Genomic DNA, 22,559 nt, shown 5'->3' with positions numbered 1-22,559 from the left:
GTCACCTCGCCCAGCGGTTCCCGGAGGGGCCGTCCGCCATCCGTGGTGCGGACGGCCCCTCCGCCGTTCCCGCCCCCGGCGACCGAGTGCCGCGTACAGCTGTTTTGCGGAGTCATGACTCCGTCGCGGGACTGCGCCTGGCCCCGTCCGGTGTTTACGTGGTGGGTAAACATCCGGTCTCACGGAGGTGTGCGCCATGGCAGACGCCGCGCTGCGGCTGAAGAGCCTCGTCGAACAGCTGCTGGGAACCCCGTTCCCGGTCCGCATCCGCGCATGGGACGGCTCCGAGGCCGGCCCGCCCGGAGCACCCGCGCTCGTCGTCCGCAACCGCCGCGCGCTGCGCCGTCTGCTGTTCAAGCCCGGCGAACTGGGCCTGGTCCGCGCCTGGGTGGCCGGTGACCTCGACGTCGACGGCGACCTCTACACCGCCCTCGACCTGCTCACCGGGCTGATCTGGGAACGCGGCGAGGACGCCCGTACCCTCGGCCGGGCGCTGCGCGACCCCGAGGTGCGCGCCGCCGTCCGCGGCCTGGTCAAGCTGGCCGGCCCCCCGCTGCCGCCCGCCCCGCCCGCCGAGGAGATCCGCCGGCGCCGCGGCCACCTGCACACCCGCCGCACCGACAAGCGCGCCATCAGCCACCACTACGACGTCGGCAACGACTTCTACGAACTCCTCCTCGGCCCCTCCATGGTGTACTCCTGCGCCTACTGGCCGGCCCCCGAGTCCGAGGGCGCCACCCTGGAGACCGCCCAGCGCGACAAGCTCGAACTCGTCTCCCGCAAGCTGGACCTGAAGCCCGGCGCGCGCCTCCTCGACGTCGGCTGCGGCTGGGGCTCCATGGCGATCCACGCCGCCCGCGAGCACGGCGTCACCGTCGTCGGCGTCACCCTCTCGCGGGAACAGGCCGTCCACGCCCGCAAGCGCGTCGCCGAGGAGGGCCTCACCGACCGGATCGAGATCCGCGTCCAGGACTACCGGGACGTCACCGACGGCCCCTACGACGCCATCTCCTCCATCGGCATGGCCGAACACGTCGGCGCCGAGAAGTACCTGGAGTACGCCCGCGCCCTGTACGCGCTGCTCAAGCCCGGCGGACGGCTGCTCAACCACCAGATCGCGCGGCGCCCGCGGCGCGACGAGTCGGCGTACAGCGTGAACGGGTTCATCGACTCCTACGTCTTCCCCGACGGCGAGCTGGCCCCCCTCGGCACCACCGTCGGGCAGCTGGAGCGCGCCGGGTTCGAGGTGCGCGACGTGGAGGCGATCCGCGAGCACTACGCGCACACCCTGCGCCGCTGGGTCGCCAACCTGGAGGCCGGCTGGTCCCGGGCCGTCCAGCTCACCACCCCCGGCCGGGCCCGCGTCTGGCGCCTGTACATGGCGGCCTGCGCTCTCTCCTTCGAACGCAACCGCCTCGGCGTCAACCAGGTCCTCGCCGTGCGGACCCCCGAGTCCGGTACCTCGGGCCTGCCGCTGCGCGCCCGCACCTGGAACTGACGCCCGGTACGCCGAAGGGTCCCTCCCCGGCCGGGGAGGGACCCTTCGGCGCAGGTACGGCTACTCCGACTTGATGGCCGTCAGCGGGTTCAGCCGGGCCGCGCGCCGGGCCGGCCACAGGGCCGCCAGGACGCCGACCAGCGCGGCCAGCAGCAGGAAGACCCCGATCCGGTCCCACGGCAGCACCAGCTCGTATGTCGCCACCTCGGTGCCCACCAGCTCACCCGCGGCCCAGCCGAAGAACACGCCCAGGCCGATGCCCAGGACCGCGCCGAACAGGGAGATGACCAGGGACTCCAGCCGGACCATCCGCTTGATCCCCGTGCGGTCCAGGCCGACCGCGCGGAGCATGCCGATCTCCTGGGAACGCTCGAACACCGACATGGCCAGGGTGTTGACGACACCGAGGACGGCCACGATCACCGCCATGGCCAGCAGGCCGTACAGGATGTTGAGCATCAGGGTGATCGACTGGGCGATCTCGTCGGAGATGTCCTGCTTGTCCTGGACGGCGATGGCCGGGCTGTCACCGAGGGCCCCGGCCAGCGCGTCCTTGGCCGCCTCGGACGTGCCGCCGGCCATCTTCACCATGACGTTCATGTCGCCCGGCTCCTCCTGGTGCGGGGCGAGCGTCGCCACGTCGAGCATGACGCCGCGGAACATCTCGTTGGGCTCGTAGACCCCGGCGACCGTCAGCTTCTGCTCGGCGTCGTCCTCCAGGACCGCGGTGAAGGCGGACCCGCTCTTCCAGCCGTGCTCCTTCGCGGTCTCCTCGTCGACGACCACCCGGGTGCCGCCGATCTCGAAGGCGCCGTCCGTCACCGGCAGGTCGGTCAGCTTCCCGAACGTGGCGCCGGTGACGCCGGTCAGGGACGTGTACCGGCCGTCGACGGTCGAGTAGGAGCTGCGCAGCGGGCTGCTGGCGGTGACGCCGTCGACCCCGGCCAGCTCCTTCTCGACGTCCGGGGAGAGGTAGCCGCCGTTGGCCATCGACACGACGTAGTCGGCCTCGATCGAGTCCGAGGCCATCTTGTCGATCGCGTTCTGCACGCCGGTCGCCGCCACCGTCATGCCGGTGATGAGGGTGAGCCCGATCATCAGCGCGGAGGCCGTGGCGGCCGTGCGGCGCGGGTTGCGCACCGCGTTCTGCCGGGCCAGCTTGCCCGAGACACCGAAGAGGCGCAGCACCGGGGCCGAGGCCGCGATCAGCGGGCGGGACAGCAGCGGGGTGAGGACGAAGACGCCGATGACGACCAGCCCCGCGCCGAGGGCCATCGGGCCCTGGGCGCCCGTGGCGTCGTCGGTCGTGGTCGTGGCCAGGACGGCGGCGACGCCCGCCGCCGTGATCAGGGAGCCGATCGTGTTGCGCAGGACCAGCGACCGGGTGGTCGGCTTGGCGTGCAGGCTGTTCATCGCGGCCACCGGCGGGATTTTCGCGGCCCGGCGGCCGGGCAGCCAGGCGGCCAGCACGGTGACCAGTACGCCGACGGCGAGCGCCGCGACGACCGTGCTCGCGCCGATGACGAGCGGGCCGTCCGGGAAGTCCGCGCCGAGCGAGTTCATCAGGGCGCGCAGTCCGGCGCCGATGCCGATGCCCGCGAGGAGACCGGTGACCGCGGCGACCGTGCCGACGAGCAGCGCCTCGAACAGTACGGACCGGGTGACCTGGCGGCGCGAGGCGCCGACGGCGCGCAGCAGCGCCAGCTCCTTGGTGCGCTGGGCGACCAGCATGGTGAAGGTGTTGGCGATGAGGAAGGTGCCGACGAACAGCGAGAGGCCGGCGGCGACCAGCAGGGTCCGCTTCAGGGTGTCCATCGAGGAGGCGGTGGTCCGGGCCTGCTCGGCGGCGAGCTGCTCACCGGTCGTCATCTCGACGGTGTCCTTCGGCAGGGCCTTGCCGAGCGCGGCCATGAGCGCGCCCTCGCCGGTGCCCGGGTCCGCCTTCACGATGATCTCGTCGTAGGTGCCCTGCCGGCCGAACAGCTCCTGCGCGGTGGCCGTGTCGAACAGGATGAGGCTGCCGCCCGCCGCGACGTTGCCGTCGTCGGTGGTGAAGATGCCGCTGACGGTGGGGGTGAGGACCGGGCCGTCGACGGACACGCGGACCGTGTCACCAACCCGGTAGCCGGTGCGGTCGGCGGTCCGTGCGTCGAGGGCGACCTCGCCGGCGCCCTTCGGCGCGTGGCCCGCGGTGAGGGGGTGGCGGGGGTCGTCGGCGCCCCAGTAGTTGCCTCCCCGAACCTGCCAGCCGCCGCCGACCGGGTCGCCGTTCTTGTCGGCGAGGGCGACGGAGGCGGTGACGCTGCCGATGGCCCAGGCCACGCCGTCGGTCCCGGTCACCTTCTCCAGGAGGGCCGGCGTCAGCTCGGCCCGCTCGTCGGCCTCCTCCTCCCAGGCCGCGGTGAGGGAGACGTCGACCTGGTCGAAGCCCTTGGCGGAGGACTTCTCGTACGCCGCGGAGACGGTGTCGGTGAAGACCAGGGTGCCCGACACGAAGGCCACGCCGAGCAGCACGGCGAGCACGGTCATCAGCAGCCGGGCCTTGTGCGCGAGGACGTTGCGCAAGGCGGTACGGAGCATGGGGGTTTTCTCAGTCCAGACGTGAGGGGGCGGGGGTCTTGTCCGAGGGGGCCGTCAGCTGGTGCGGCCCTTGGCGTCGAACCGCTTCATCCGGTCCAGGACCGTGTCGGCGGTCGGCTCGTGCACCTCGTCGACGATCCGCCCGTCCGCCAGGAAGACCACGCGGTCCGCGTAGGACGCGGCGACCGGGTCGTGGGTCACCATCACCACCGTCTGCCCCAGCTCCCGCACCGAGTTGCGCAGGAAGCCCAGCACCTCGGCGCCCGAGCGGGAGTCGAGGTTGCCGGTCGGCTCGTCACCGAAGATGATCTCCGGCCGGGAGGCCAGCGCCCGGGCCACGGCGACCCGCTGCTGCTGCCCGCCGGACAGCTGCGCGGGCCGGTGCCCGAGCCGGCCCGACAGCCCCACCATCCCGATCACGGTCTCCAGCCACTCCTTGTCCGGCTTGCGGCCCGCGATGTCCATGGGGAGCGTGATGTTCTCCAGGGCGGTCAGGGTCGGCAGCAGGTTGAACGCCTGGAAGATGAACCCGATCTTGTCCCGCCGCAACCTGGTGAGCTGCCGGTCCTTGAGGGAGCCCAGTTCGGTCTCCCCGATGCGGACCGACCCCGAGGAGAAGGTGTCCAGCCCGGCCACACAGTGCATCAGCGTGGACTTGCCGGAGCCGGACGGCCCCATGATCGCGGTGAACTCGGCCTGCCGGAAGTCGACGGAGACCCGGTCCAGGGCGACCACCCGGGTCTCGCCCTGGCCGTAGGTCTTCGACAGCTCCACCGCGCGGGCTGCGACGGCGGTCGACCGGTCGGTGGGGGGTGCGGTGGTCACGGAGGCGCTCCTGTGAGGACGACGACGGGGAGGAATCCTGTGGAGTGGATCCGCGCACCATCGTTCCGGCGACCGGTCGCCGTGTAGTCAGCCGCTGTTCCCGTTCCGGGGACGACTTCGGTCGGATACCGGGGGCCCGCGTCATACCTGCGGATGACCCGCCGCCCTGACGACCCGCCGTCCTGGCGACCCGCGGTCCTGGCGACCCGCTGCCCCGACGACCCGCCGTCCTGGGAGGCCGGGCACGGCCGTGGTCGAGAACCGGTGGAGCGCCCTTGTTCGAACGGTGAAATTCCGTCATTCCGCATGCGCGGCGGACCGTCGCGCGCAAGGCTACTGGCAAGTGCGGATGGTCTGTTGGGAGTGCTGATGACCCCTCAGGCATCAATAAAATAAGACAACATCAGCCCACCCTCCCGCCGTCCGGGGGATGCGCCCCGATAGGCTCGATCCTCGACGCGGAGCCCATGGCCTGCCCGGATGGTGGAACGCAGACACGGCGAGCTTAAACCTCGCTGCCCCTTCGCGGGCGTGCCGGTTCGAGTCCGGCTCCGGGCACTTCCACTGCCGCGCGCGACCGGCGGCAACACCCCCGCGGGGCCGGCGCCCTCGTCCCGCCCGGCGGTGCTCGTCGGTGGCGAACGTCGCCCGGCACAGGTCGACGACATCGGACCGCAGGTACTGGACGACGGCGCTGCGGCCGTGCTGGCCTCCGTGGCGCTCGTCGATGCGGGTGTACATGTCGACCACGTCGCGGACGGCGGTGATCTCCGCCTCCCCTACCCGTGTGTGGCCGGCCTGGGACCGCTGCTCGTACTCGACGGCTTGGTCCATGCCCAGCGGCAGGACAGCCGCTGCGACGCTGTAGGCCGCTCCTGTGAGGAACTTCCGCCGGTGGATGTCCGCTTCCCCGATCCGCCTGAGCACGTCCACCGGATCGGCGCCCAGCAGCGGGCCCAGTTCCTCGACGGGCCGGTCCTGTCCGGGGTCGCACAACCCGAGATCGCTGGGCCGCAGAGTGCGGCCGAGCCTGCGCGAGAGCGCCTCGGCAACGTACGTCGCAGTCTGTGGCTTGGGGCGCAGGCCCTGTACCCAGTGGCCCACAGCTGCCCGGTTCGTGCGGAGTGACGCGCCGGTCTCGGCGGCCACCACGCGGACAGCAGCGGCGGCCAGTCCACACGTCAGATCGGCCTCACGCAGGGCCTCTTCCAGTGCGGTGTTGCGCGCACGCGAGTGATTCGCCATCTCACCCGCCCTCCCGAGCAGGGCGTTATACCCGTTAGACGCATCGGCGCCTGCCGGTCCTGGTGCACCGAGCGTATTCCCCGTTGTACTCGCCGTAGAAGCAAACCGCGTGAAACCGCTTGGGAGCGTCAGCATGGCGAGCACCACCACCCACGAGACTGAGACTCCGGAACGGCTACGGCCGTCCTGGTGCCCGGTCGCTTCCGCTACCGGGGACCCGGCCTGTTCCGGGGTGCTGCAGCGGGACGAGCGGGCCGCGCAGGACGCGCGCCGGACACCGGACACGGTGCTGGCCGTGTGGCACCTGGACCATCTGGCCCATGACGCCGGGCTGCTGGCCACGGAGCTGGTGAGCAACGCCCACCGGCACGCACGGGGCAGCGTCCTGCGCTTCACCGTGACCCGCACGGCTCGCTCCCGGGTACGGGTGGCCGTCACGGACAGGAGCCGGGAGACGCCCCGGGTCCTGGACGTCGACCCGCTGGCCGAGACGGGCCGGGGCCTGCGCCTGGTCGACGCGGTGTCCGCCGACTGGGGCATCACCACCTACAGGTGGGGCAAGAGCGTGTGGGCGGAGGTCACCGGATGACGGATGCCGCCGCCGACGAAGAAGCGAGGGCCCCGGGGGGTGCGGCAGAGGCGGTGGTGTGCTACAGCCGTCGTCCCAGGCGACTGGAACTTCCTCGGGGAGACGGCGAATGGAGCAGTGGAGGATCCGGGTGGTCCAGGGCGGGGCGGTCGATCTCGGCGATCACTGCGGACAGCAGGGGTCCGTGGAGAATCTCCGTGCCGAGTTCATGGCCGATGTGTTGAGAGATGACCTGCGAGCATGCCGCGATCGCATCCGCGCCGGCAGAGGTGAGGGCATGGATTTCAGGCGCGAAACCATGTCGGCTCCGACCTCGAACACTGGGTGGGTATCCAGGCTCGAACCATTCGTGAACTTTCCCGTCCACGACATAGTGGAACGTCTTCAATGCTTTCGCTGTCCGGAGAAGGATGATCGATTCGGTGCGCTCTGACAGGTCGCGCATGATTTTTGCTGTACAGCCGATCGGGTTGTCGAACTCCAGGCAGAAGGCCCATCGCCCCAGTGACCCGGCACGCAGTGCGGTGCCCAGGGCGGGCGCCGCGGGAGCTTCCCCTGCGGACAGCCGGCGAGCCTTGTCGAGATCGGCTCCGTAGACGGCAATCACCTGTTCCGGGGTTTTCCCCAGGAAAAACCCAAGCAGAACTGGTCCGAATTCTCCCGCCGCCAGGGGTTGGGCACCTGCTCTCCATGGGTCTCGTTCAGCCCTCCAGTCAGTCCCCGGGCGGAGCCCCGTGGATCGACTGGAGCGGCGGGCCTGCTACTCGACTGTGTCGACACCGGATTCATCCGCGAACCGGCGGGCGCCTTGAACTCCATGACGACTGGCGGGAAGTCTTACTATTACCTTACCGATCTCACCGGCAACGTCCTCGGCCTGGTCGAACCCGCCGTCGCGACCCTCAAGGACTGGCGCCTCCTGCGTAGGCCCCGGTGCGGCACCATCCGCATCACCAGCCTCGTCCAGGCCGTCCTCATCCTTCATCTCACCTGCTCAAACTGAGGTTGGAAAAGACTCGGTGCCGACGGGCCCGTTCTGGTCAAGGCCGACTTGACGCGCTCCCTGGCCTTTGGGGCGGGGAGCACGTCACCGTTCCACGGGTGCTCATCACGCGACTGCGGACAGTTCACGACGCAGGCGGAACCGTCGCCGGTGAGCCGGGCGGCGGTGAGCCGCGGATCGCCGTTGACCCGCGCGCCGAACAGGGACACTCCGCCGCCGGCCACCTGGTCGAGTCGCAGATCGCCGTCCACTCGCGGTCTGTCGGCCTGCGAGTGAGGCGTGCGGCAGTCCGCGAAGTCCGCTGCGCGCGGCGAGGCGTCGGCGAGTTCCACTGGCTCGTCGAAACGGCAACCGACCAGTGAGAAGGGTCGCGTTCCGCTCCGTGGTGCAGGGGATCGAGCACTGAGACCCTGGTGCTCTCTGTGAGCTCGACGGTCAAAGAGGCGCCTTGCCGGTGCAGGTCGCACGGGACGCCGTCTCGGGTTCACTTCCCCGGTGGCCGTCGGAGTCGTGTACCCACCGCCGGATGACGTGAGCAGATGGGGAGCAAACGTCAGGAGGGTGCTCAGATGAGCGAGGGGAGGACGATGGAGCAGGAAGTGTTCGCGTTTTCCGTGCGGGTTGTGTCCGGAGGCGGCTGCCGGGCTGCCTCGGAATCGTCGGGGAGCCCCGCGGGCCGGTCGGCCGGGTGACCGCCGGCCCACGCCATGCGCGGTGGACGTGCGGCAAGCGGTCGTCGGTGGAGAGGATGAGGCGAGTCGCCTCCGGCCTGTCTGCGATTCCGGCGCCTTGATCGGCTGCACCACCCGGCGGGACGCTGCCGTGAGAAGGGAAGTCCGACGGTGGAGCACCGCAGCTGAAGCCGCCCGGTCACGCGCGCGCCGGCCGGCCGCAGCCGTGGCACGGCTCCCGGTTCCGGTGCCGGTGGACGCAGCAGCAGGGCGGCGACCACCTCGGCGGGCACCTCCCGTGACCCGGCGTCCGGGCTGTGCGCCGTCCGGCCTTCGGGCGGGGTGGCGGCGAGACGGAGGAGTTCGCCGTCGCGTACTGCTCGCCACAGGCGCTGTGAGGCCGGACTCCACTGGGGCGGTGGTGTGGTCACCCTGCATTGCGGCACGGGGCCGTCAGGAGCGTGAGGCGAACGCCGGTGATCGCCGGCGGACTCAGGCGGCGTCTGCTCCGCACCGCCGGTCGAGCGGACCAACGGGCGGAAGCCGTCCGGCCGCGCGCCAGGATGCCGCTCCCGCCGGTTCCCGCTCTCGCGGGCTCAAGTCCAGGACTTCCCGCCCACCCGTTGACACCGGCCGCCCCCGGCCGGAAACTCACCCCAGTGAAAGGTGAAGAAAATTTCACCACACGAACAAGAGGCAACGGCGCCAACTGAGAGGAACGCCCGATGCGCACCACCGTCGGCATCATCGGAGCCGGCCCCGCGGGGCTCCTGCTCGCCCGGCTGCTGCACAACGCCGGGATCGGCTCGGTCGTCCTGGAGAGCCGGGACCGGGAGTACGTCGAGCGGCGGCAGCGGGCCGGGATCCTGGAGCAGGGCACGGTGGACGTGCTGCGCGCGGCCGGCGCGGGCGAGCGCATGGACCGCGAGGGGCTGCGGCACGACGGAATCGAACTGCGCTTCGGCAAGAAGCGGCACCGCGTCGACTTCCCGGCGCTGACCGGCGGGCGGTCCGTGACGGTCTATGCCCAGACCGAGGTCTGCAAGGACCTCATCGCCCTCCAGACCCAGGACGGCGGCCCGCTGCTGTTCGAGACGGAGGCGCTGGCCGTGGAGGGCGCGGAGGGCGACAGCCCGCGCGTGCGCTTCCGGCGCGACGGGGTCGAGTCCGTGCTGGAGTGCGAGTACGTCGTCGGGTGCGACGGGTTCTGGGGCGTCGCCCGCAAGGCGATACCCGCGGGGGTGGCGCGGACGTTCGAGCGTACGTATCCCTTCGGCTGGCTCGGTGTCCTCGCCGACGTCGCCCCCTCGCACGACGAGCTGGTCTACGCCCGCCACGACCGCGGGTTCGCCCTGCTGTCCATGCGCTCCCCGTCCGTCTCCCGCCTCTACCTCCAGGTTCCCGAGGGCACGGACGCCGGGGCGTGGGACGACGAGGAGATCTGGGACGAGCTGGAGCGGCGGTTCGAGACCGACGACGACTGGACGCTCCACCGGGGCCCCATCACCCAGAAGTCCGTCACGCCGATGCGGTCCTACGTCCACGAGCCCATGCGGCACGGGCGCCTCTTCCTGGCCGGCGACGCCGCCCACATCGTGCCGCCGACCGGCGCCAAGGGGCTGAACCTCGCCGTCGGCGACGTCGTCACCTTCGCGCGGGCCCTGGTCCACCGGCGCGAGACCGGCTCCGACGAACTGCTCGACGCCTACTCCGCCACCTGTCTGCGCCGTGTCTGGCAGGCCGAGCGGTTCTCCTACGACATGACCACGCTGCTGCACCCCGCCCCCGGCGCCACCGGTTTCGACGGCCGCCTCCAGCTGGCCCGGCTGGAGCGGATCGCCGCCTCCCGCGCCGCCGAGACCGACCTCGCGGAGGCGTACACCGGCTTCCCCTTCGTGTAGGGGGCCGGTGCAGGGGCAGGAGGGTGCGGTGAGGGAATCACCCGGGCGGACAGCGTGTTCTCTCGCAGGAGGAGGGAAAGATCCTCCCCAAGCACTAGGGTCATTCCTTTGCCGTTCCATTACTCTTGAGCCAAGGCCACGCAGGGTGGCCATGGAGGAGTGAAATGAGGAGCAGAAACCCGGTCTTCTCGCGACGGGGGTTCAGCCGCGACAACGGCTACGCGGGCTTCAACACCGCGCCGCAGGCCGGGGGACCCGCCGTCGCCACGCAGGCCAGCCCGTACGCCCAGCCGACCGGCAACCCGTACGCGCAGAACCCGTACGCCCAGCCGGACCTCGGCGCCCCGCAGGCGCCGGCCACCGCCGGCCGGATGACCATCGACGACGTCGTCCTGCGGACCGGCAGCACGCTCGGCGTGCTGATCGTCACCGCCGCGCTCTCCTGGGCCCTCCTGCCGGTCGACGACGCCAACATCGGCCGGTCCTACGGCATCGCCATCGGCGCCGCCCTGATCGGCATGGTCCTGGCGCTCGTCCAGTCCTTCAAGCGGACGCCCACCCCGGCGCTGATCCTGGCCTACGCGGCGTTCGAGGGCGTCTTCCTCGGCGTCGTCTCCAGCGTCGTCGACAACCGCATCGCCGACGGCGCCGCCATGCAGGCGGTCATCGGCACCATGGCGACCTTCGCCGCCGTGCTGGTGGCCTACAAGGCCGGCTGGATCCGCGTCAACCGCCGCTTCGTCGGCTTCGTGATGGCGGCCTCGCTCGGCTTCGTGCTGCTGATGATGGTCAACATGCTGTTCGCGGTCTTCGGCGGCGGTGACGGCCTCGGCTTCCGCAGCGGCGGCCTCGGCATCCTCTTCGGCGTCATCGGCGTCGTCCTCGGCGCCTGCTTCCTCGCCCTGGACTTCAAGCAGGTCGAGGACGGCATCGCCTACGGCGCTCCGCGCAACGAGGCCTGGTTCGCGGCCTTCGGCCTCACCCTGACGCTGGTGTGGCTGTACCTGGAGTTCCTGCGGCTGATCGCGATCTTCAACAGCAGCGACTGATCAACAGCAGCGGCTGACACACCGGTCGAGGACCGTGTGACGAAGGGCCCCGGGCGCGCGCCGCCCGGGGCCCTTCGGGTGTCCGGTCGCCCTCAGCGCAGCTTGCGCGCGGCCCTTCTCAGGTCGTACTCGTGGACGAGGGCCTTGGCGTGGCCGTAGGCGAGGTCGTACTCGTGCCTCAGCCAGCTGACCTTCTCCTCGAAGCGGAAGAGGGCCGGGCCCTCCTCGACGGTGCGCAGCCAGTCGGAGACCTCACGGCCGGTGCAGTGGGGGATGCGGGCGAGCAGATTGCGATGGGTCTCCTCGGAGAGGACATGGGGCATCGGCGCCTCCGGACGCAGGGGTGTGAGCCGGTCCTTCAGGTCACCGTGCCCGAGCGTTCGCCCGTTGGCAACAGTGCCGGACGGCGGCGTACGCTCACGCCGTGGTTGATACGACGCCTCTGACCGGTGCGCTGGAGCACTTCGCCGACCGCCTGCGGGCCGCCCCGCAGAGCAGACTGCAACGGGGAGCCGCCGCCGAGGCGCTGGAACTGGCCAGGGAGCTGTCCCGGCGGGCCCAGCTCGCCGAGGACCCCGCCGCCGAGCCCCGGGTGATGCCCGACGCAGGCATGTTCGCCGCCGCCGACCAGATCACCGTCGCCGGGCACGACCTGGCGGTCGTACTGCGGAGCGAGGCGGAGGTGGAGGAGGCGGTACGGCTCGTCACCCGGGCGCAGGAACGCGCCGGGGTGTGAGGGCGCGCGGGCCCCGCGCGCTCCGCCCGCGCTCCGCGGACGGCGGCGGCCGCGGGCGGTAGCCGCAGGCAGTGGCCGCGGACAGTGGCCGGACAGTGGCTAGAGGGACGCGATGACGCGGTCCGCCAGCACGTACACGCTCTCCTCGCCGCAGGCGAAGGTCAGCGCGTAGGCCCCCAAGACGCCGGAGCCGCCGAGCAGCACCGGGGCGTCGCCCGCGCGCAGCGCGGCGGCCAGGCGTTCCGCGGGCTCGCGGTGGCCCGGCGTCATGCACAGCGTCGTCCCGTCGGCGAAGACGTAGACGTCCAGGGTGCCCAGCGGGCCCGGGCGGACGTCCGCCAGTTCGACGCGGCCGGTGGCCAGCTCCTCCAGGACGGTGACGGTGCGCTCGTGGTCGTTCACCACGGGGGAGGGGTTCGGTACGAAGTCCGGGTGCGAGGGGTGACGGCGGCGGGCCGCGGCCAGCTCGGCGGAGTCGGGGTACGGCTCGTCGGCGTCCGCGCCCGGCTCCGTCACCGGTTCCAGACCCGCGAGGTCGGCCGGGTGGGGCAGGAACGGCTCGCCGTCGGCGAAGCCCAGCAGCAGCGGGGCGTCGGAGATGTCACGGCTCTCCTGCGCGGCCCAGAACGCGCGGGCCTCGGCCAGCTCCCGCTCCCGCTCCTCGGCCAGCGCCTCGGCGACGGCGGCGCGTATCTCGTCGGTGTCGGCCGTGGCGCGGGCGGCGGGCACCCGTCCGCGCGGGGCCGCGCCGTGGCTCTCGGTCAGCTCGGCGTGCAGGGCCGCGACCTGGCGGCGCAGCACCAGGACGCTGCGCAGGACCGCGACGCCCACGGCGCCGGTGGCTGCCGTGGTGAGCAGCAGGGCGATCGATGTGGCGCTCACTGACGTACTCCCGGTTCAAAGTCGACCCCCGACTTCCTACCTCAGCTTGATGGGAGGACTGATCCGCTGTCAGTGCGTAACGTCACGAAACGGACATGACTTTGAGCCCCGGCGGAACCGGTGGGACCGGTGGGTCCGGTCTGACCTGCGTAAATCGCCGGTGCGAGCGAGATAGGTCACATCCTGGGGGAGATTGGGTCACAAAACGGCCCAGAACCCTGGGTGTCCCAGAGCTCCGGGCCGAGAGTCACGGGGGGTCCCCCGGGGGCTACCGAACGTCAGCTCAGGCGCTCGATGACCATGGCCATCCCCTGGCCGCCGCCGACGCACATCGTCTCCAGGCCGAACTGCTTGTCGTGCCACTGGAGGGAGTTGATGAGCGTGCCGGTGATGCGGGCGCCGGTCATGCCGAAGGGGTGGCCGACGGCGATGGCGCCGCCGTTGACGTTCAGCTTCTCCAGCGGGATGCCGAGGTCCCGGTAGGAGGGGATGACCTGCGCGGCGAACGCCTCGTTGATCTCGACCAGGTCGATGTCGCCGACGGTGAGCCCGGCGCGGCCGAGGGCCTGCTTCGACGCCTCGACCGGGCCGAGGCCCATGATCTCCGGGGAGAGGCCGGAGACGCCCGTGGAGACGATCCGGGCCAGCGGGGTCAGGCCCAGCTCGCGGGCCTTGGTGTCGCTCATGATCACGAGGGCGGCGGCGCCGTCGTTGAGCGGGCAGCAGTTGCCGGCGGTGACCATGCCGTCGGGGCGGAAGACGGGCTTGAGGCCCGCGACGCCCTCCATCGTGACGCCGGCGCGGGGACCGTCGTCCTTGCTGACGACCGTGCCGTCGGGCAGCGTGACGGGGGTGATCTCGCGCTCCCAGAAGCCGTTCTTGACGGCCTCCTCGGCGAGGTTCTGGGAGCGGACGCCGAACTCGTCCATGTCCTGCCGGGTGACGCCCTTGGCGCGGGCCAGGTTCTCGGCGGTCTGGCCCATCGCGATGTACGGGTCGGGCAGCAGGCCGTCCTCGCGCGGGTCGTGCCAGGTGGACCCCTCGGAGGCGGCGACGGCGGCGGTGCGGGCCTCGGCCTCGGCGAACAGCGGGTTGTGCGTGTCGGGCAGTCCGTCGGAGCTGCCCTTGCCGAAGCGGGAGACCATCTCCACACCGGCCGAGATGAAGACGTCTCCCTCGCCGGCCTTGATGGCGTGCAGCGCCATGCGGCTGGTCTGGAGGGAGGAGGAGCAGTACCGGGTGACGGTGCAGCCCGGCAGGTGGTCCATCCCCAGCTGTACGGCGACGATCCGGCCCAGGTTGTGCCCCTGCTCGCCGCCGGGCAGGCCGCAGCCGAGCATCAGGTCGTCGATGTCCCGCGGGTCCAGCTCCGGCACCTTGGCGAGGGCGGCCTGGACGATCGTGGCGGCCAGGTCGTCGGGGCGCAGCTCCTTGAGGGAGCCCTTGCCGGCGCGGCCGATGGGGGAGCGGGCGGCGGAAACGATCACGGCTTCGGGCATCACGGCTCCATTGGCGTTCGCGTGCGGGCGGCTGACTGGACTGCATGACCGCCTGGAAAGTTACCCGTACGTAGAGGGTGGGTCACGGGGGCGGGAGTGTGACCCTGACCGCAATTTACTAAGCGCTTGCTTTTTTCGGTAGGGGGTGGGTGGGGATGGGGTGGGGCGGAGCGGGGCGGGGTGAGCGGGGGGTGGGGTGGAGTCGGGGCGCGGGCTGGGGGCGGGACCGGGACGTGGGTTGGGGTGTGGTTCGGGGCGGGGCCGGGACGTGGGTTGGGGTGCGGTCTGGGCCGGGGCCGAGGCCGGGACGCGGGCAGGACCGGGACGCGGGCAGGACCGGGACGCGGGCAGGACCGGGAGGCGGGCTGGGGTGCGGTACGGGACCGGGGCGCGGGCCGGGCCGGGCCGGCAGGGCCGGGACTGGGAGGCGGGCCGGGGCGCGGGCGGGGCCGGGACCAGGACGCGAGCTGGGGTGCGGGCCGGGCCGGGACCGGGAGGCGGGCTGGGGGGCGGTACGGGACCGGGGCGCGGGCCGGACCGGCAGGGCCGGGACCAGGACGCGAGCTGGGGTGCGGGCCGGGCCGGGACCGGGAGGCGGGCCGGGAGGCGGGCCGGGGTGCGGGTCGGCTCAGGTCGGCTGTGCCGTGTGGTCCGGCTCCGCCTCCGGAACCCTCCGCCGCCGGCGCCGCTTGAGCAGCGCCCACGGCCCGCGCGGCCCCGCCGGCATCGCCGCCGCGACCTCCGTGCCCGCCTCGTCGGCGGCCTCCGCCGCCGCCCGCGCCACCGGCAGGAAGCCCTCGCGGCGGAAGGCGTCGGGACGCTCCTCCTCGGCCGGCCACAGGCCGAGCGCCGCGCACACCGTCGGCAGCACCGCCATCGCGGCGGTGGCGTACCCGTCCGCGGAGGGGTGGTAGTGGTCGGGACCGAACATCTCCCGCGGGTTGCGCGCGAACTCCGGGCCCAGCAGGTCGCCCAGCGACACCGTGCGCCCGCCCTGCTCCACCACGCCGATGGTCTGCGCCGCCGCGAGCTGCCGCGAGGTCCGCCGGGCCAGCCAGCGCAGCGGCTGCCGCACCGGCTCGATCGTGCCCAGGTCGGGACAGGTGCCCACGACCACCTCCGCGCCGGCCGTGCGCAGCCGCCGTACCGCCCCCGCCAGATGGCGCACCGAGCGGGTGGCCGGCATCCGGTGGGTGACGTCGTTGGCCCCCACCATGATCACGCAGATGTCCGGCAGCCGCACCGGGTCCGCCAGCACCACCGCCACCTGCCGGTCCAGGTCGTCCGACCGCGCCCCCGGCAGTGCGACCGACCGCAGCTCCACCGGACGCTCGGCCACCGCCGCCAGCCCGGACGCCAGCAGCGCCCCCGGCGTCTGCCCGGCCCGGTGCACGCCCTGCCCGGCCGCCGTGGAGTCGCCCAGCATCACCAGACGCAGGGGCGGCTCACCGGCCGTGGGGAACGCCGCGCCGTACAGTCCCTCCGCGTTCGGCACCCGGGCGGGCGTGCCGGTGCCCACCCGCCGCCTGGCCAGGCGCACCTGCGCCAGCAGCAGGCCGACCGTCGCCGCGCCGGCCAGCCCGATCCCACCGCCGCCGTATGCCGCGCCGGCCGCGATCCGCCGGGCCACCCTCGCCCTCGACATGCTCGTCATGCGTCGCCGCCACCTCCTCACGAGCCGTACACCCCCTACTTGCCCTGTACGGACCGTCGCCCAATCTCGACGGCAGGTGAACGGCCGTCCCGGGGCCGCCGGGGACCGGCAGGCCATAGGCTGGCCGGCACGACCATCATCACCAGATTTTTGCGGCATCCGGAGACAACGGTGCAATTCCACGACTCGATGATCAGCCTCGTCGGCAACACCCCGCTGGTGCGGCTCAACAGCGTGACCAAGGGCCTCAGGGCCACCGTCCTGGCCAAGGTGGAGTACTTCAACCCGGGCGGCTCGGTGAAGGACCGCATCGCCCTGCGCATGATCGAGGCCGCCGAGCAGAGCGGCGAGCTGCGGCCGGGCGGCACGATCGTCGAGCCGACCAGCGGCAACACGGGCGTGGGCCTGGCCATCGTGGCCCAGCAGAAGGGCTACAAGTGCGTCTTCGTCTGCCCCGACAAGGTGTCGACGGACAAGATCAACGTCCTGCGCGCGTACGGCGCCGAGGTCGTCGTCTGCCCCACCGCCGTGGACCCGGAGCACCCCGACTCCTACTACAACGTCTCCGACCGGCTGGTCCGTGAGACGCCCGGGGCCTGGAAGCCCGACCAGTACTCCAACCCGCACAACCCGCTCTCCCACTACCACTCGACCGGTCCCGAGCTGTGGAAGCAGACCGAGGGCCGGATCACCCACTTCGTGACCGGCGTCGGCACCGGCGGCACCATCTCCGGCACCGGCCGCTACCTCAAGGACGCCAGCGACGGCCGGGTCAAGGTGATCGGCGCCGACCCCGAGGGCTCGGTCTACTCCGGCGGCTCGGGACGCCCGTACCTCGTCGAGGGCGTCGGCGAGGACTTCTGGCCGACCGCCTACGACCGCGAGGTCGCCGACGAGATCGTCGCCGTCTCCGACAAGGACTCCTTCCAGATGACCCGGCGCCTGGCCAAGGAGGAGGGCCTGCTGGTGGGCGGCTCCTGCGGCATGGCGGTGGTCGCCGCGCTGCGCGTCGCCGAGCGGCTGACCGAGGACGACGTGGTCGTCGTGCTCCTCCCGGACAGCGGACGCGGGTACCTGTCGAAGATCTTCAACGACGAGTGGATGGCCGACTACGGCTTCCTGGACGACTCCGGGCCCAGCGCCCGCGTCGGTGACGTCCTCGACCACAAGGAGGGCGGCTCCATCCCCTCCCTGGTCCACATGCACCCGGACGAGACGGTCGGCGAGGCCATCGAGGTGCTGCGCGAGTACGGCGTCTCCCAGATGCCGATCGTCAAGCCCGGCGCGGGGCATCCGGACGTGATGGCCGCCGAGGTGGTCGGCTCGGTGGTGGAACGCGAGCTGCTCGACGCCCTGTTCAGTCAGCGGGCCTCGCTCCAGGACCCGTTGGAGCGGCACATGTCGGCGCCGCTGCCGCAGGTCGGCTCCGGCGAGCCGGTCGAGGACCTGATGAGCGTGCTCGGCACGGCCGACGCGGCGATCGTCCTGGTCGAGGGCAAGCCGACCGGGGTGGTGAGCCGTCAGGACCTGCTGGCCTTCCTCGCCGGGCCGGGGAAGTAGCGGAAGAGTTCCGGTGAACGGCGGACGACGGCGGCGAACCCGCGGTGGATGCCGGGTAGTCAGGTCTTTCCGAATCGGTACGCGGGCGTCACGTTCGCGCAGCACACGCTTAACACAGGTCAGGCACATTGGTGGGTGTCGGCAGGGCGGTGGGGACACCACTCGGGCGTTCAGCACCGGGGGAGGCTTCCCGCCCCGGCCGGCACCGAACGGCGCCAAGGACCTCCGGAGCGGCTCCCGGACCTCCCTGGACGCCAGGACGCGGGCGCCCGGTCTCCGATCCGGCACCGTGTCCCTCGCGGGGACCGCCGTCGTCCCGCCCCCCGGCAACGGGGGTGCGGCGGTCCCCGCGCATGACGTTCCCCGCGCATGACGTTCTCCGCGCATGACGTTCCCCGCGTCCGCCTCGCGTCCGGCCGGTCGGCCGGACGCGAGGCGGGCCGTCAGTCGGTCTCGCGGGGGCCACGCCCGCGGAACAGTCCCGGGTTGGTCCGGGCGGCCTGTACGACGTTCACCCCGACGATGCCGGCCCAGGCGGTCAGCAGCCCCGGCAGGTCCGCGACGCCCCCGCCGATCGCGGAGAGGGGGACCGCCAGCACCAGCGAGACGATGCCGAAGCCGAACCGCTCCCCGAAGGAGTCGGTGGCCCTGGGGGCCCGCGCGTCCCGGGCCGACACCATCTGCTGCTCGGCGAACTGCCGGCGCACCCGCCGCTCGACCGCGCCGTCGATCCGCTGGTCGACCTTCTCCAGGAACGACTCCACCAGCGCGGAGTCGTAGTCCTCGCCCAGCTCCCTGCGGGCCCGCAGGGTCGCATCGAGTTCCTTCTTCAGGTCGGTGTCGCGCGCGTCCATTCCCGTCATGCCGACCACGCTACGGAGCGGGGATGCCCATCGCACTGGGGTTAGCCCCCGGGTTCGCGGTGGGGCCGCCGGGGGCGGGTGAGCACCGGCCCGGTGGAGCGGTCCGGCGGAGCGGTCCGGCGGAGCGGTTCGGCCGGGCGGAGCGCCTGCGGGGCTTCTCCAGGGCGTTCGGCCGGCTGGACACGGGGACGGGGGAACCGGACGTCCACGGCCGGGAGGACGGGGCCAGGGGCGCGTTCCGGGACGGGGCCGAGCCGCAGCCGGAGAACCGGGGTTCCGGCCGTCCGCCGCCGACGCGTGCGAGGACGCGGCGGGTGCCCCACTCCGCCTGACGCCGGCAGGCACCACGGACAGGCACGGCTGCCGCGCACCACCGTCCGGTCCCGCCCCGCGCGACCCCCGCCGCCGCGCACACGGTCTGTCAGACCGCGTCAGGAGGCCGTGTCCCTCCCCCATGTGCGCCGGCCGCCTTCGGGCACGCCGTTCGCGCGGGTCGTGACGGCCGCCCGACTGTAGGGGCGTATGCGGAGACAAGGGATACTGAATATCAGGACTGGACGAGCCGGCACTGTCTTCGGCCGGCCCGGCACCGGCGGGTGCGGTGGGCGCGGTGGGTGCGGCAGGCCGGTGACCGTGCCGGCGGGCGGGCCGGGGAGTGGGTGCGGGGTGCGGGGGCGGGTGCGAGGTGCGTGTAGCGTCCCGGGACGGAGATCCGGAGGGGAGCGCGTCATGGGTGTGACCGACAGTCCGGCCGCGCGGCTGCAGGCGCTGTTCGAGGGACACCGGCTGACGCCGACCCAGCGGCGCATCGCGCACAGCATGGTGCGGCGCGCCGCCGACGTGCCGTTCCTGTCCAGCGTGGAACTGGCCGAACTGGCCGGGGTCAGCCAGCCGTCCGTGACCCGCTTCGCCGTCGCCCTGGGCTTCGACGGCTACCCGGATCTGCGCCGTCACCTGCGCGAGGTCGCCCCCGCCGAGCCGGTGCCCCAGACCGGGACCGGCAACGAGTACCAGCAGGCCGTCGAGGCCGAGATCGAGAACCTGCGGCACCTCGCCGAGGTGCTGGCCGACCCCCGCCCCGTGCGGCGGGCCGGGCGTCTCCTCGCGGCGAGCCGTCCCCTCCTCGTCCTCGGTCTGCGGGCCGCCGCCGCCCAGGCACAGGGGTTCGCCTACTTCGCCGCCAAGGTCCACCCCGACGTCCGGCTGCTCGGCGAGGGCGGCTCGATGGTCCAGGACCGGATCGACGGCGCCGTACGGGCCGGGGCGAGCGCGCTGCTCTGCTTCGCGCTGCCGCGCCACCCCCGGGAGGTCGTCGACGCCCTGGCCCACGCCAAGGAGGCCGGGCTGACCGTCGTCACCGTCGCCGACTCCGCCTTCGCACCCGTCGCCAAGGTCTCCGACCTGCTGCTGCCCGCCGCCGTCGGCACCGGGCTCGCCTTCGACACCGCCTGCGCGCCGATGCTGCTGGGCCGGGTGCTGCTGGAGGCCATGTGCGACGACCTGCCGGACGCCCAGGCACGCCTGGAGGAGTTCGACGCCCACGCGGCGGCGCGAGGGCTGTTCGTGGACTGACGAGACCCCGGCGGAGCGCCGCACGCTCTCAGACTCGTCTCACCTTGCGCCGTTAACCTGCCGTCCTCGCACACCCCTCGGACGCTTGGCAGATGTGACGGGAGGCAGACGTGGCGCGCGGAGGACAAGGGCTGGCCCGGGTGGCCGTCGTCGTACGGGCGGGCGCGGCGCCCATGTGGTGGCTCGGCGCGGTCGCGGCGGGCATCGGCGTACTGGTGCCGGGACTGACCGGCCGTCGGATCGGTGTCCTGGCCGGAGCGGCGCTCTTCATCGTCGCCGCCCTCGTGGTGGCGTACGTCCGCCGCAAGCGGTACACCCGGCTGGCCGGTGCGGCGGCCCGCGCCGGGAAGCACGACGTCCTCCAGGACCGGGTGGTGACCTCGCGCAACTGGCGCCGGGGGCACCGCTGGTGGCTGCTGCTCGCCTTCCTCGCGGCGCTGGGCAGCGCGTTCGCCGTCCCGGCGGCCGGCGGGATGCTGCTGGCCGGCTGCGGGGCGGGCCTCTGGCTGAAGGCGGCGTGGCTCGGCCGCCGCGAGCGGGCCGGGGACGCGCTGCTGTGGGTGCGGGTCGACTGGCTCGACCGGAGGGCGGGCCGCCCCGCGGGCAAGGCGGTCAAGGCGTACCGGGGGACCGGGATCGCGGCGGGGGACGCCGCCCCGGGCGGGGCGCGGCGGAAGACGGCGGCGCTGGTGTGACACCGGGGCGGTGAGGGGGAGGCGGTGAGGGGGCGGTGCGTGGACGGGTGCGGGTGCGGGTGCGGGAGCGTCGTGGCCGGGCGCGCGCGGTTCCCCGCGCCCCTGAGGCGTCACCTGACCGGCGTCGCGCGGTTCCGGGTTCCTGAGGGTGTCCCACTTGGCCGGACCCGTGGGGTTCCGGTTTCCTGGGGCGTCTCACCTGGCCGGCCCTGTGGGGTTCCGGTTTCCTGAGGGTGTCTCACCTGGCCGGCGTCGCGCGGCTCCGGTTTCCTGGGGGCGTCTCACCTGGCCGGCCTTGCGCGGTTCCGGTTCCTGAGGGCGCCTCACCCGCTCGGCGCCGGAGACGTCAGGGCGTCCACGTGTGCTCCGCCTGCCTCGGTCACGATCTCCTCCAGCGACTGGGGCCGCCGTACCACTGCGAAGCGCACGTCCCCGGCGTCGTCCGCGGTGAACCCGAACACCCCCGGCCGCGCCAGCGAGTTGTACGCGTAGTGATGCGCGAAGCAGTACGCCCCCGTGTCCAGCACCGCCACGTGGTCCCCCTGCTCCAGCCGCGGCAACGCCCGCCCCGCCGCCAGCAGGTCCCCCGCGAAACAGGCGGGGCCGGCCACGTCCTGCACCACCGGCGGCCCCTCCTTGGGGCGGCCCGCCCCGTCGTACGCGGCGATCCGCAGCGGCCACGCCTTTGGCGCGTACACCGTCCGCGTCGCCACCTGCACCCCCGCGTGCGTCACGGCGACCGGCCGGCCCCCGGCGCTCTTGGCGTACTCGACCCGCGTCACCACCGTGCCGTGCTCGGCCAGCAGTGACCGTCCGAACTCCGTCACCAGCCCGTACCGCCCGTCGAACAGCCCCGGCACCGCCTCCCGCAGCGTCCGCGCGTACTGCCCGTAGGTCGGCGTCGTCGCCTCCGAGGCGAAGTTCACCGGCAGTCCGCCGCCGATGTCGACGGTGTCGACCCGTCGCCGTCCGCACCGCCGGTTGATCTCCTCGGCCAGCGCGTGCACGGCCGCCACCCCCTCGGCCATCCGGGCCGGCGCGATGCCCTGGGAGCCGGTGTGCACGTGCAGCCGGGTCAGCCAGGGCCGGTCCAGATACGCCCGCACCACCCACTCCCGCGCCCCCTCGTCCCGCAGCGCCACCCCGAACTTCGAGGTCGCCGTCGCGGTGGACAGCGCCTCGATGGAGCCGCCGCCGACCTGCGGATTCACCCGGAGGCCGAGGGGCGAGGCGGTCGGGGCCGACCGCAGCAGGCCGTCGAGCCGGTCCAGCTCCTGCGGGTTGTCCGCGTTGACGGCGATCCCCAGCGCCAGCGCCTCGCGCAACTCCTCGGGCGTCTTGGCCGGCGAGTCCAGCACCGTACGCTCCGCCGGCACCCCCGCCGCCCGCGCCAGCGCCAGCTCGCCGGGGCTCGCCACCTCCGCGCCGATGCCCTCGTCCCGCAGCAGCCGCACCACCGGCACCAGCGGCGCCGCCTTCACCGCGAAGGCGTGCAGCACGGGCGTACCGGGCGCGGTCACCGCCGTGAACGCCGCCCGCAGCGCCGCCGCCGACTCCCGGATGCCGGCGACGTCCAGCAGCGCCAGCAGGGGGGTGCCGGGCCCGAGCAGCCCCTGCTCCACGGCCGCCCGGACCGCCCGGTCCCGCCGCGCCGCCCGCCGCTCACCGGTGCCCTCGTCATCACTCATGCGGTCCAGCCAAACACCCGTGGGGCGCGGACGCGGACCCCACGACGTA

Annotated in this window: 19 protein-coding genes, 1 tRNA gene and 1 pseudogene; 11 read left to right on the top strand and 10 right to left on the bottom strand. The window is 72.9% G+C overall.

Annotated features, from left to right (window positions below; genetic code table 11):
* Positions 1–196: 196 nt before the first annotated feature.
* On the top strand, positions 197–1,498 hold the full coding sequence (locus ACY1JF_RS05790; RefSeq protein ID WP_462703882.1) for a class I SAM-dependent methyltransferase: 1,302 nt from the start codon (positions 197–199) through the stop codon (positions 1,496–1,498).
* Positions 1,499–1,558: 60 nt separating this feature from the next.
* On the opposite strand, the gene ACY1JF_RS05785 is transcribed toward ACY1JF_RS05790, so the two are convergent.
* On the bottom strand, positions 1,559–4,078 hold the full coding sequence (locus ACY1JF_RS05785) for an ABC transporter permease (RefSeq protein WP_462703881.1): 2,520 nt from the start codon (positions 4,076–4,078) through the stop codon (positions 1,559–1,561).
* Positions 4,079–4,132: 54 nt separating this feature from the next.
* The gene (locus tag ACY1JF_RS05780; RefSeq protein WP_462703880.1) at positions 4,133–4,903 is read right to left on the bottom strand and encodes an ABC transporter ATP-binding protein; all 771 of its coding nucleotides are present in this window, start codon (positions 4,901–4,903) and stop codon (positions 4,133–4,135) included.
* 474 nt (positions 4,904–5,377) lie between these two features.
* Here ACY1JF_RS05780 and ACY1JF_RS05775 point away from each other — a divergent pair.
* The 3 genes from ACY1JF_RS05775 to ACY1JF_RS05765 all read left to right on the top strand — a co-directional run bounded on the left by ACY1JF_RS05775 (position 5,378) and on the right by ACY1JF_RS05765 (position 6,737).
* Positions 5,378–5,461 (top strand) — tRNA-Leu (locus tag ACY1JF_RS05775).
* A 66-nt stretch (positions 5,462–5,527) separates the two neighbouring features.
* Positions 5,528–6,031: a hypothetical protein gene (locus ACY1JF_RS05770; RefSeq protein ID WP_462703879.1), complete on the top strand. Its 504-nt coding sequence runs from the start codon at positions 5,528–5,530 to the stop codon at positions 6,029–6,031.
* Between the two features lie 349 nt (positions 6,032–6,380).
* Positions 6,381–6,737: an ATP-binding protein gene (locus ACY1JF_RS05765; protein WP_462703878.1), complete on the top strand. Its 357-nt coding sequence runs from the start codon at positions 6,381–6,383 to the stop codon at positions 6,735–6,737.
* A 61-nt stretch (positions 6,738–6,798) separates the two neighbouring features.
* On the opposite strand, the gene ACY1JF_RS05760 is transcribed toward ACY1JF_RS05765, so the two are convergent.
* Positions 6,799–7,344, bottom strand: coding sequence for a DUF6461 domain-containing protein (locus ACY1JF_RS05760; protein WP_462703877.1), 546 nt, complete (start codon positions 7,342–7,344; stop codon positions 6,799–6,801).
* Between the two features lie 261 nt (positions 7,345–7,605).
* On the opposite strand from ACY1JF_RS05760, the pseudogene ACY1JF_RS05755 reads away from it, so the two are divergent.
* Positions 7,606–7,740, top strand: a pseudogene (locus ACY1JF_RS05755) (IS5/IS1182 family transposase); the annotation flags it as partial.
* On the opposite strand, the gene ACY1JF_RS05750 reads toward ACY1JF_RS05755, so the two are convergent.
* Positions 7,719–7,991, bottom strand: a complete 273-nt coding sequence (locus tag ACY1JF_RS05750) for a hypothetical protein (RefSeq protein ID WP_462704061.1) — start codon at positions 7,989–7,991, stop codon at positions 7,719–7,721. The pseudogene ACY1JF_RS05755 and the gene ACY1JF_RS05750 sit on opposite strands and share 22 nt — an antisense overlap.
* 1,145 nt (positions 7,992–9,136) lie before the next feature.
* Here ACY1JF_RS05750 and ACY1JF_RS05745 point away from each other — a divergent pair.
* Both ACY1JF_RS05745 and ACY1JF_RS05740 read left to right on the top strand, forming a co-directional pair.
* The gene (locus ACY1JF_RS05745; RefSeq protein WP_462703876.1) at positions 9,137–10,312 is read left to right on the top strand and encodes a 4-hydroxybenzoate 3-monooxygenase; all 1,176 of its coding nucleotides are present in this window, start codon (positions 9,137–9,139) and stop codon (positions 10,310–10,312) included.
* Between the two features lie 164 nt (positions 10,313–10,476).
* The gene (locus tag ACY1JF_RS05740) at positions 10,477–11,361 is read left to right on the top strand and encodes a Bax inhibitor-1/YccA family protein (RefSeq protein ID WP_462703875.1); all 885 of its coding nucleotides are present in this window, start codon (positions 10,477–10,479) and stop codon (positions 11,359–11,361) included.
* A 92-nt stretch (positions 11,362–11,453) separates the two neighbouring features.
* Here the strand turns inward: ACY1JF_RS05740 and ACY1JF_RS05735 are convergent, their stop codons facing one another.
* The gene (locus tag ACY1JF_RS05735) at positions 11,454–11,684 is read right to left on the bottom strand and encodes a DUF4287 domain-containing protein (RefSeq protein ID WP_462703874.1); all 231 of its coding nucleotides are present in this window, start codon (positions 11,682–11,684) and stop codon (positions 11,454–11,456) included.
* Positions 11,685–11,785: 101 nt separating this feature from the next.
* Here ACY1JF_RS05735 and ACY1JF_RS05730 point away from each other — a divergent pair, with 101 nt between their 5' ends.
* Positions 11,786–12,097, top strand: a complete 312-nt coding sequence (locus ACY1JF_RS05730) for a hypothetical protein (RefSeq protein ID WP_462703873.1) — start codon at positions 11,786–11,788, stop codon at positions 12,095–12,097.
* 99 nt (positions 12,098–12,196) lie between these two features.
* On the opposite strand, the gene ACY1JF_RS05725 is transcribed toward ACY1JF_RS05730, so the two are convergent.
* From ACY1JF_RS05725 to ACY1JF_RS05715, 3 genes are all read right to left on the bottom strand, one after another.
* Positions 12,197–12,979, bottom strand: coding sequence for a hypothetical protein (locus ACY1JF_RS05725; RefSeq protein WP_462703872.1), 783 nt, complete (start codon positions 12,977–12,979; stop codon positions 12,197–12,199).
* Between the two features lie 278 nt (positions 12,980–13,257).
* Positions 13,258–14,478, bottom strand: a complete 1,221-nt coding sequence (locus ACY1JF_RS05720; protein WP_462703871.1) for an acetyl-CoA C-acetyltransferase — start codon at positions 14,476–14,478, stop codon at positions 13,258–13,260.
* A 628-nt stretch (positions 14,479–15,106) separates the two neighbouring features.
* Positions 15,107–16,132 carry an SGNH/GDSL hydrolase family protein gene (locus ACY1JF_RS05715; RefSeq protein WP_462703870.1) on the bottom strand — a complete coding sequence of 342 codons (1,026 nt, stop codon included), beginning with the start codon at positions 16,130–16,132 and terminating at the stop codon, positions 15,107–15,109.
* A gap of 171 nt (positions 16,133–16,303) precedes the next feature.
* On the opposite strand from ACY1JF_RS05715, the gene ACY1JF_RS05710 reads away from it, so the two are divergent.
* Positions 16,304–17,692 (top strand): cystathionine beta-synthase, encoded by a 1,389-nt coding sequence (locus ACY1JF_RS05710; RefSeq protein WP_462703869.1) that lies wholly within the window; start codon positions 16,304–16,306, stop codon positions 17,690–17,692.
* Between the two features lie 443 nt (positions 17,693–18,135).
* Here the strand turns inward: ACY1JF_RS05710 and ACY1JF_RS05705 are convergent, their stop codons facing one another.
* The gene (locus ACY1JF_RS05705) at positions 18,136–18,546 is read right to left on the bottom strand and encodes a hypothetical protein (protein WP_462704051.1); all 411 of its coding nucleotides are present in this window, start codon (positions 18,544–18,546) and stop codon (positions 18,136–18,138) included.
* A 738-nt stretch (positions 18,547–19,284) separates the two neighbouring features.
* Between ACY1JF_RS05705 and ACY1JF_RS05700 the strand changes: the two genes are divergently transcribed.
* Positions 19,285–20,127, top strand: coding sequence for a MurR/RpiR family transcriptional regulator (locus ACY1JF_RS05700; RefSeq protein ID WP_462703868.1), 843 nt, complete (start codon positions 19,285–19,287; stop codon positions 20,125–20,127).
* Between the two features lie 110 nt (positions 20,128–20,237).
* On the top strand, positions 20,238–20,822 hold the full coding sequence (locus ACY1JF_RS05695; protein ID WP_462703867.1) for a hypothetical protein: 585 nt from the start codon (positions 20,238–20,240) through the stop codon (positions 20,820–20,822).
* Between the two features lie 323 nt (positions 20,823–21,145).
* Here ACY1JF_RS05695 and ACY1JF_RS05690 read toward each other — a convergent pair whose 3' ends face one another.
* Positions 21,146–22,510, bottom strand: coding sequence for a type III PLP-dependent enzyme domain-containing protein (locus ACY1JF_RS05690; protein WP_462703866.1), 1,365 nt, complete (start codon positions 22,508–22,510; stop codon positions 21,146–21,148).
* Positions 22,511–22,559 lie beyond the last annotated feature (49 nt).

The organism is Streptomyces sp. SYSU D01066-1 (genome assembly GCF_054956795.1).
The sequence above is the reverse complement of the archived record's forward strand: the minus strand, read 5'-3'. Positions and strand labels throughout refer to the sequence as shown.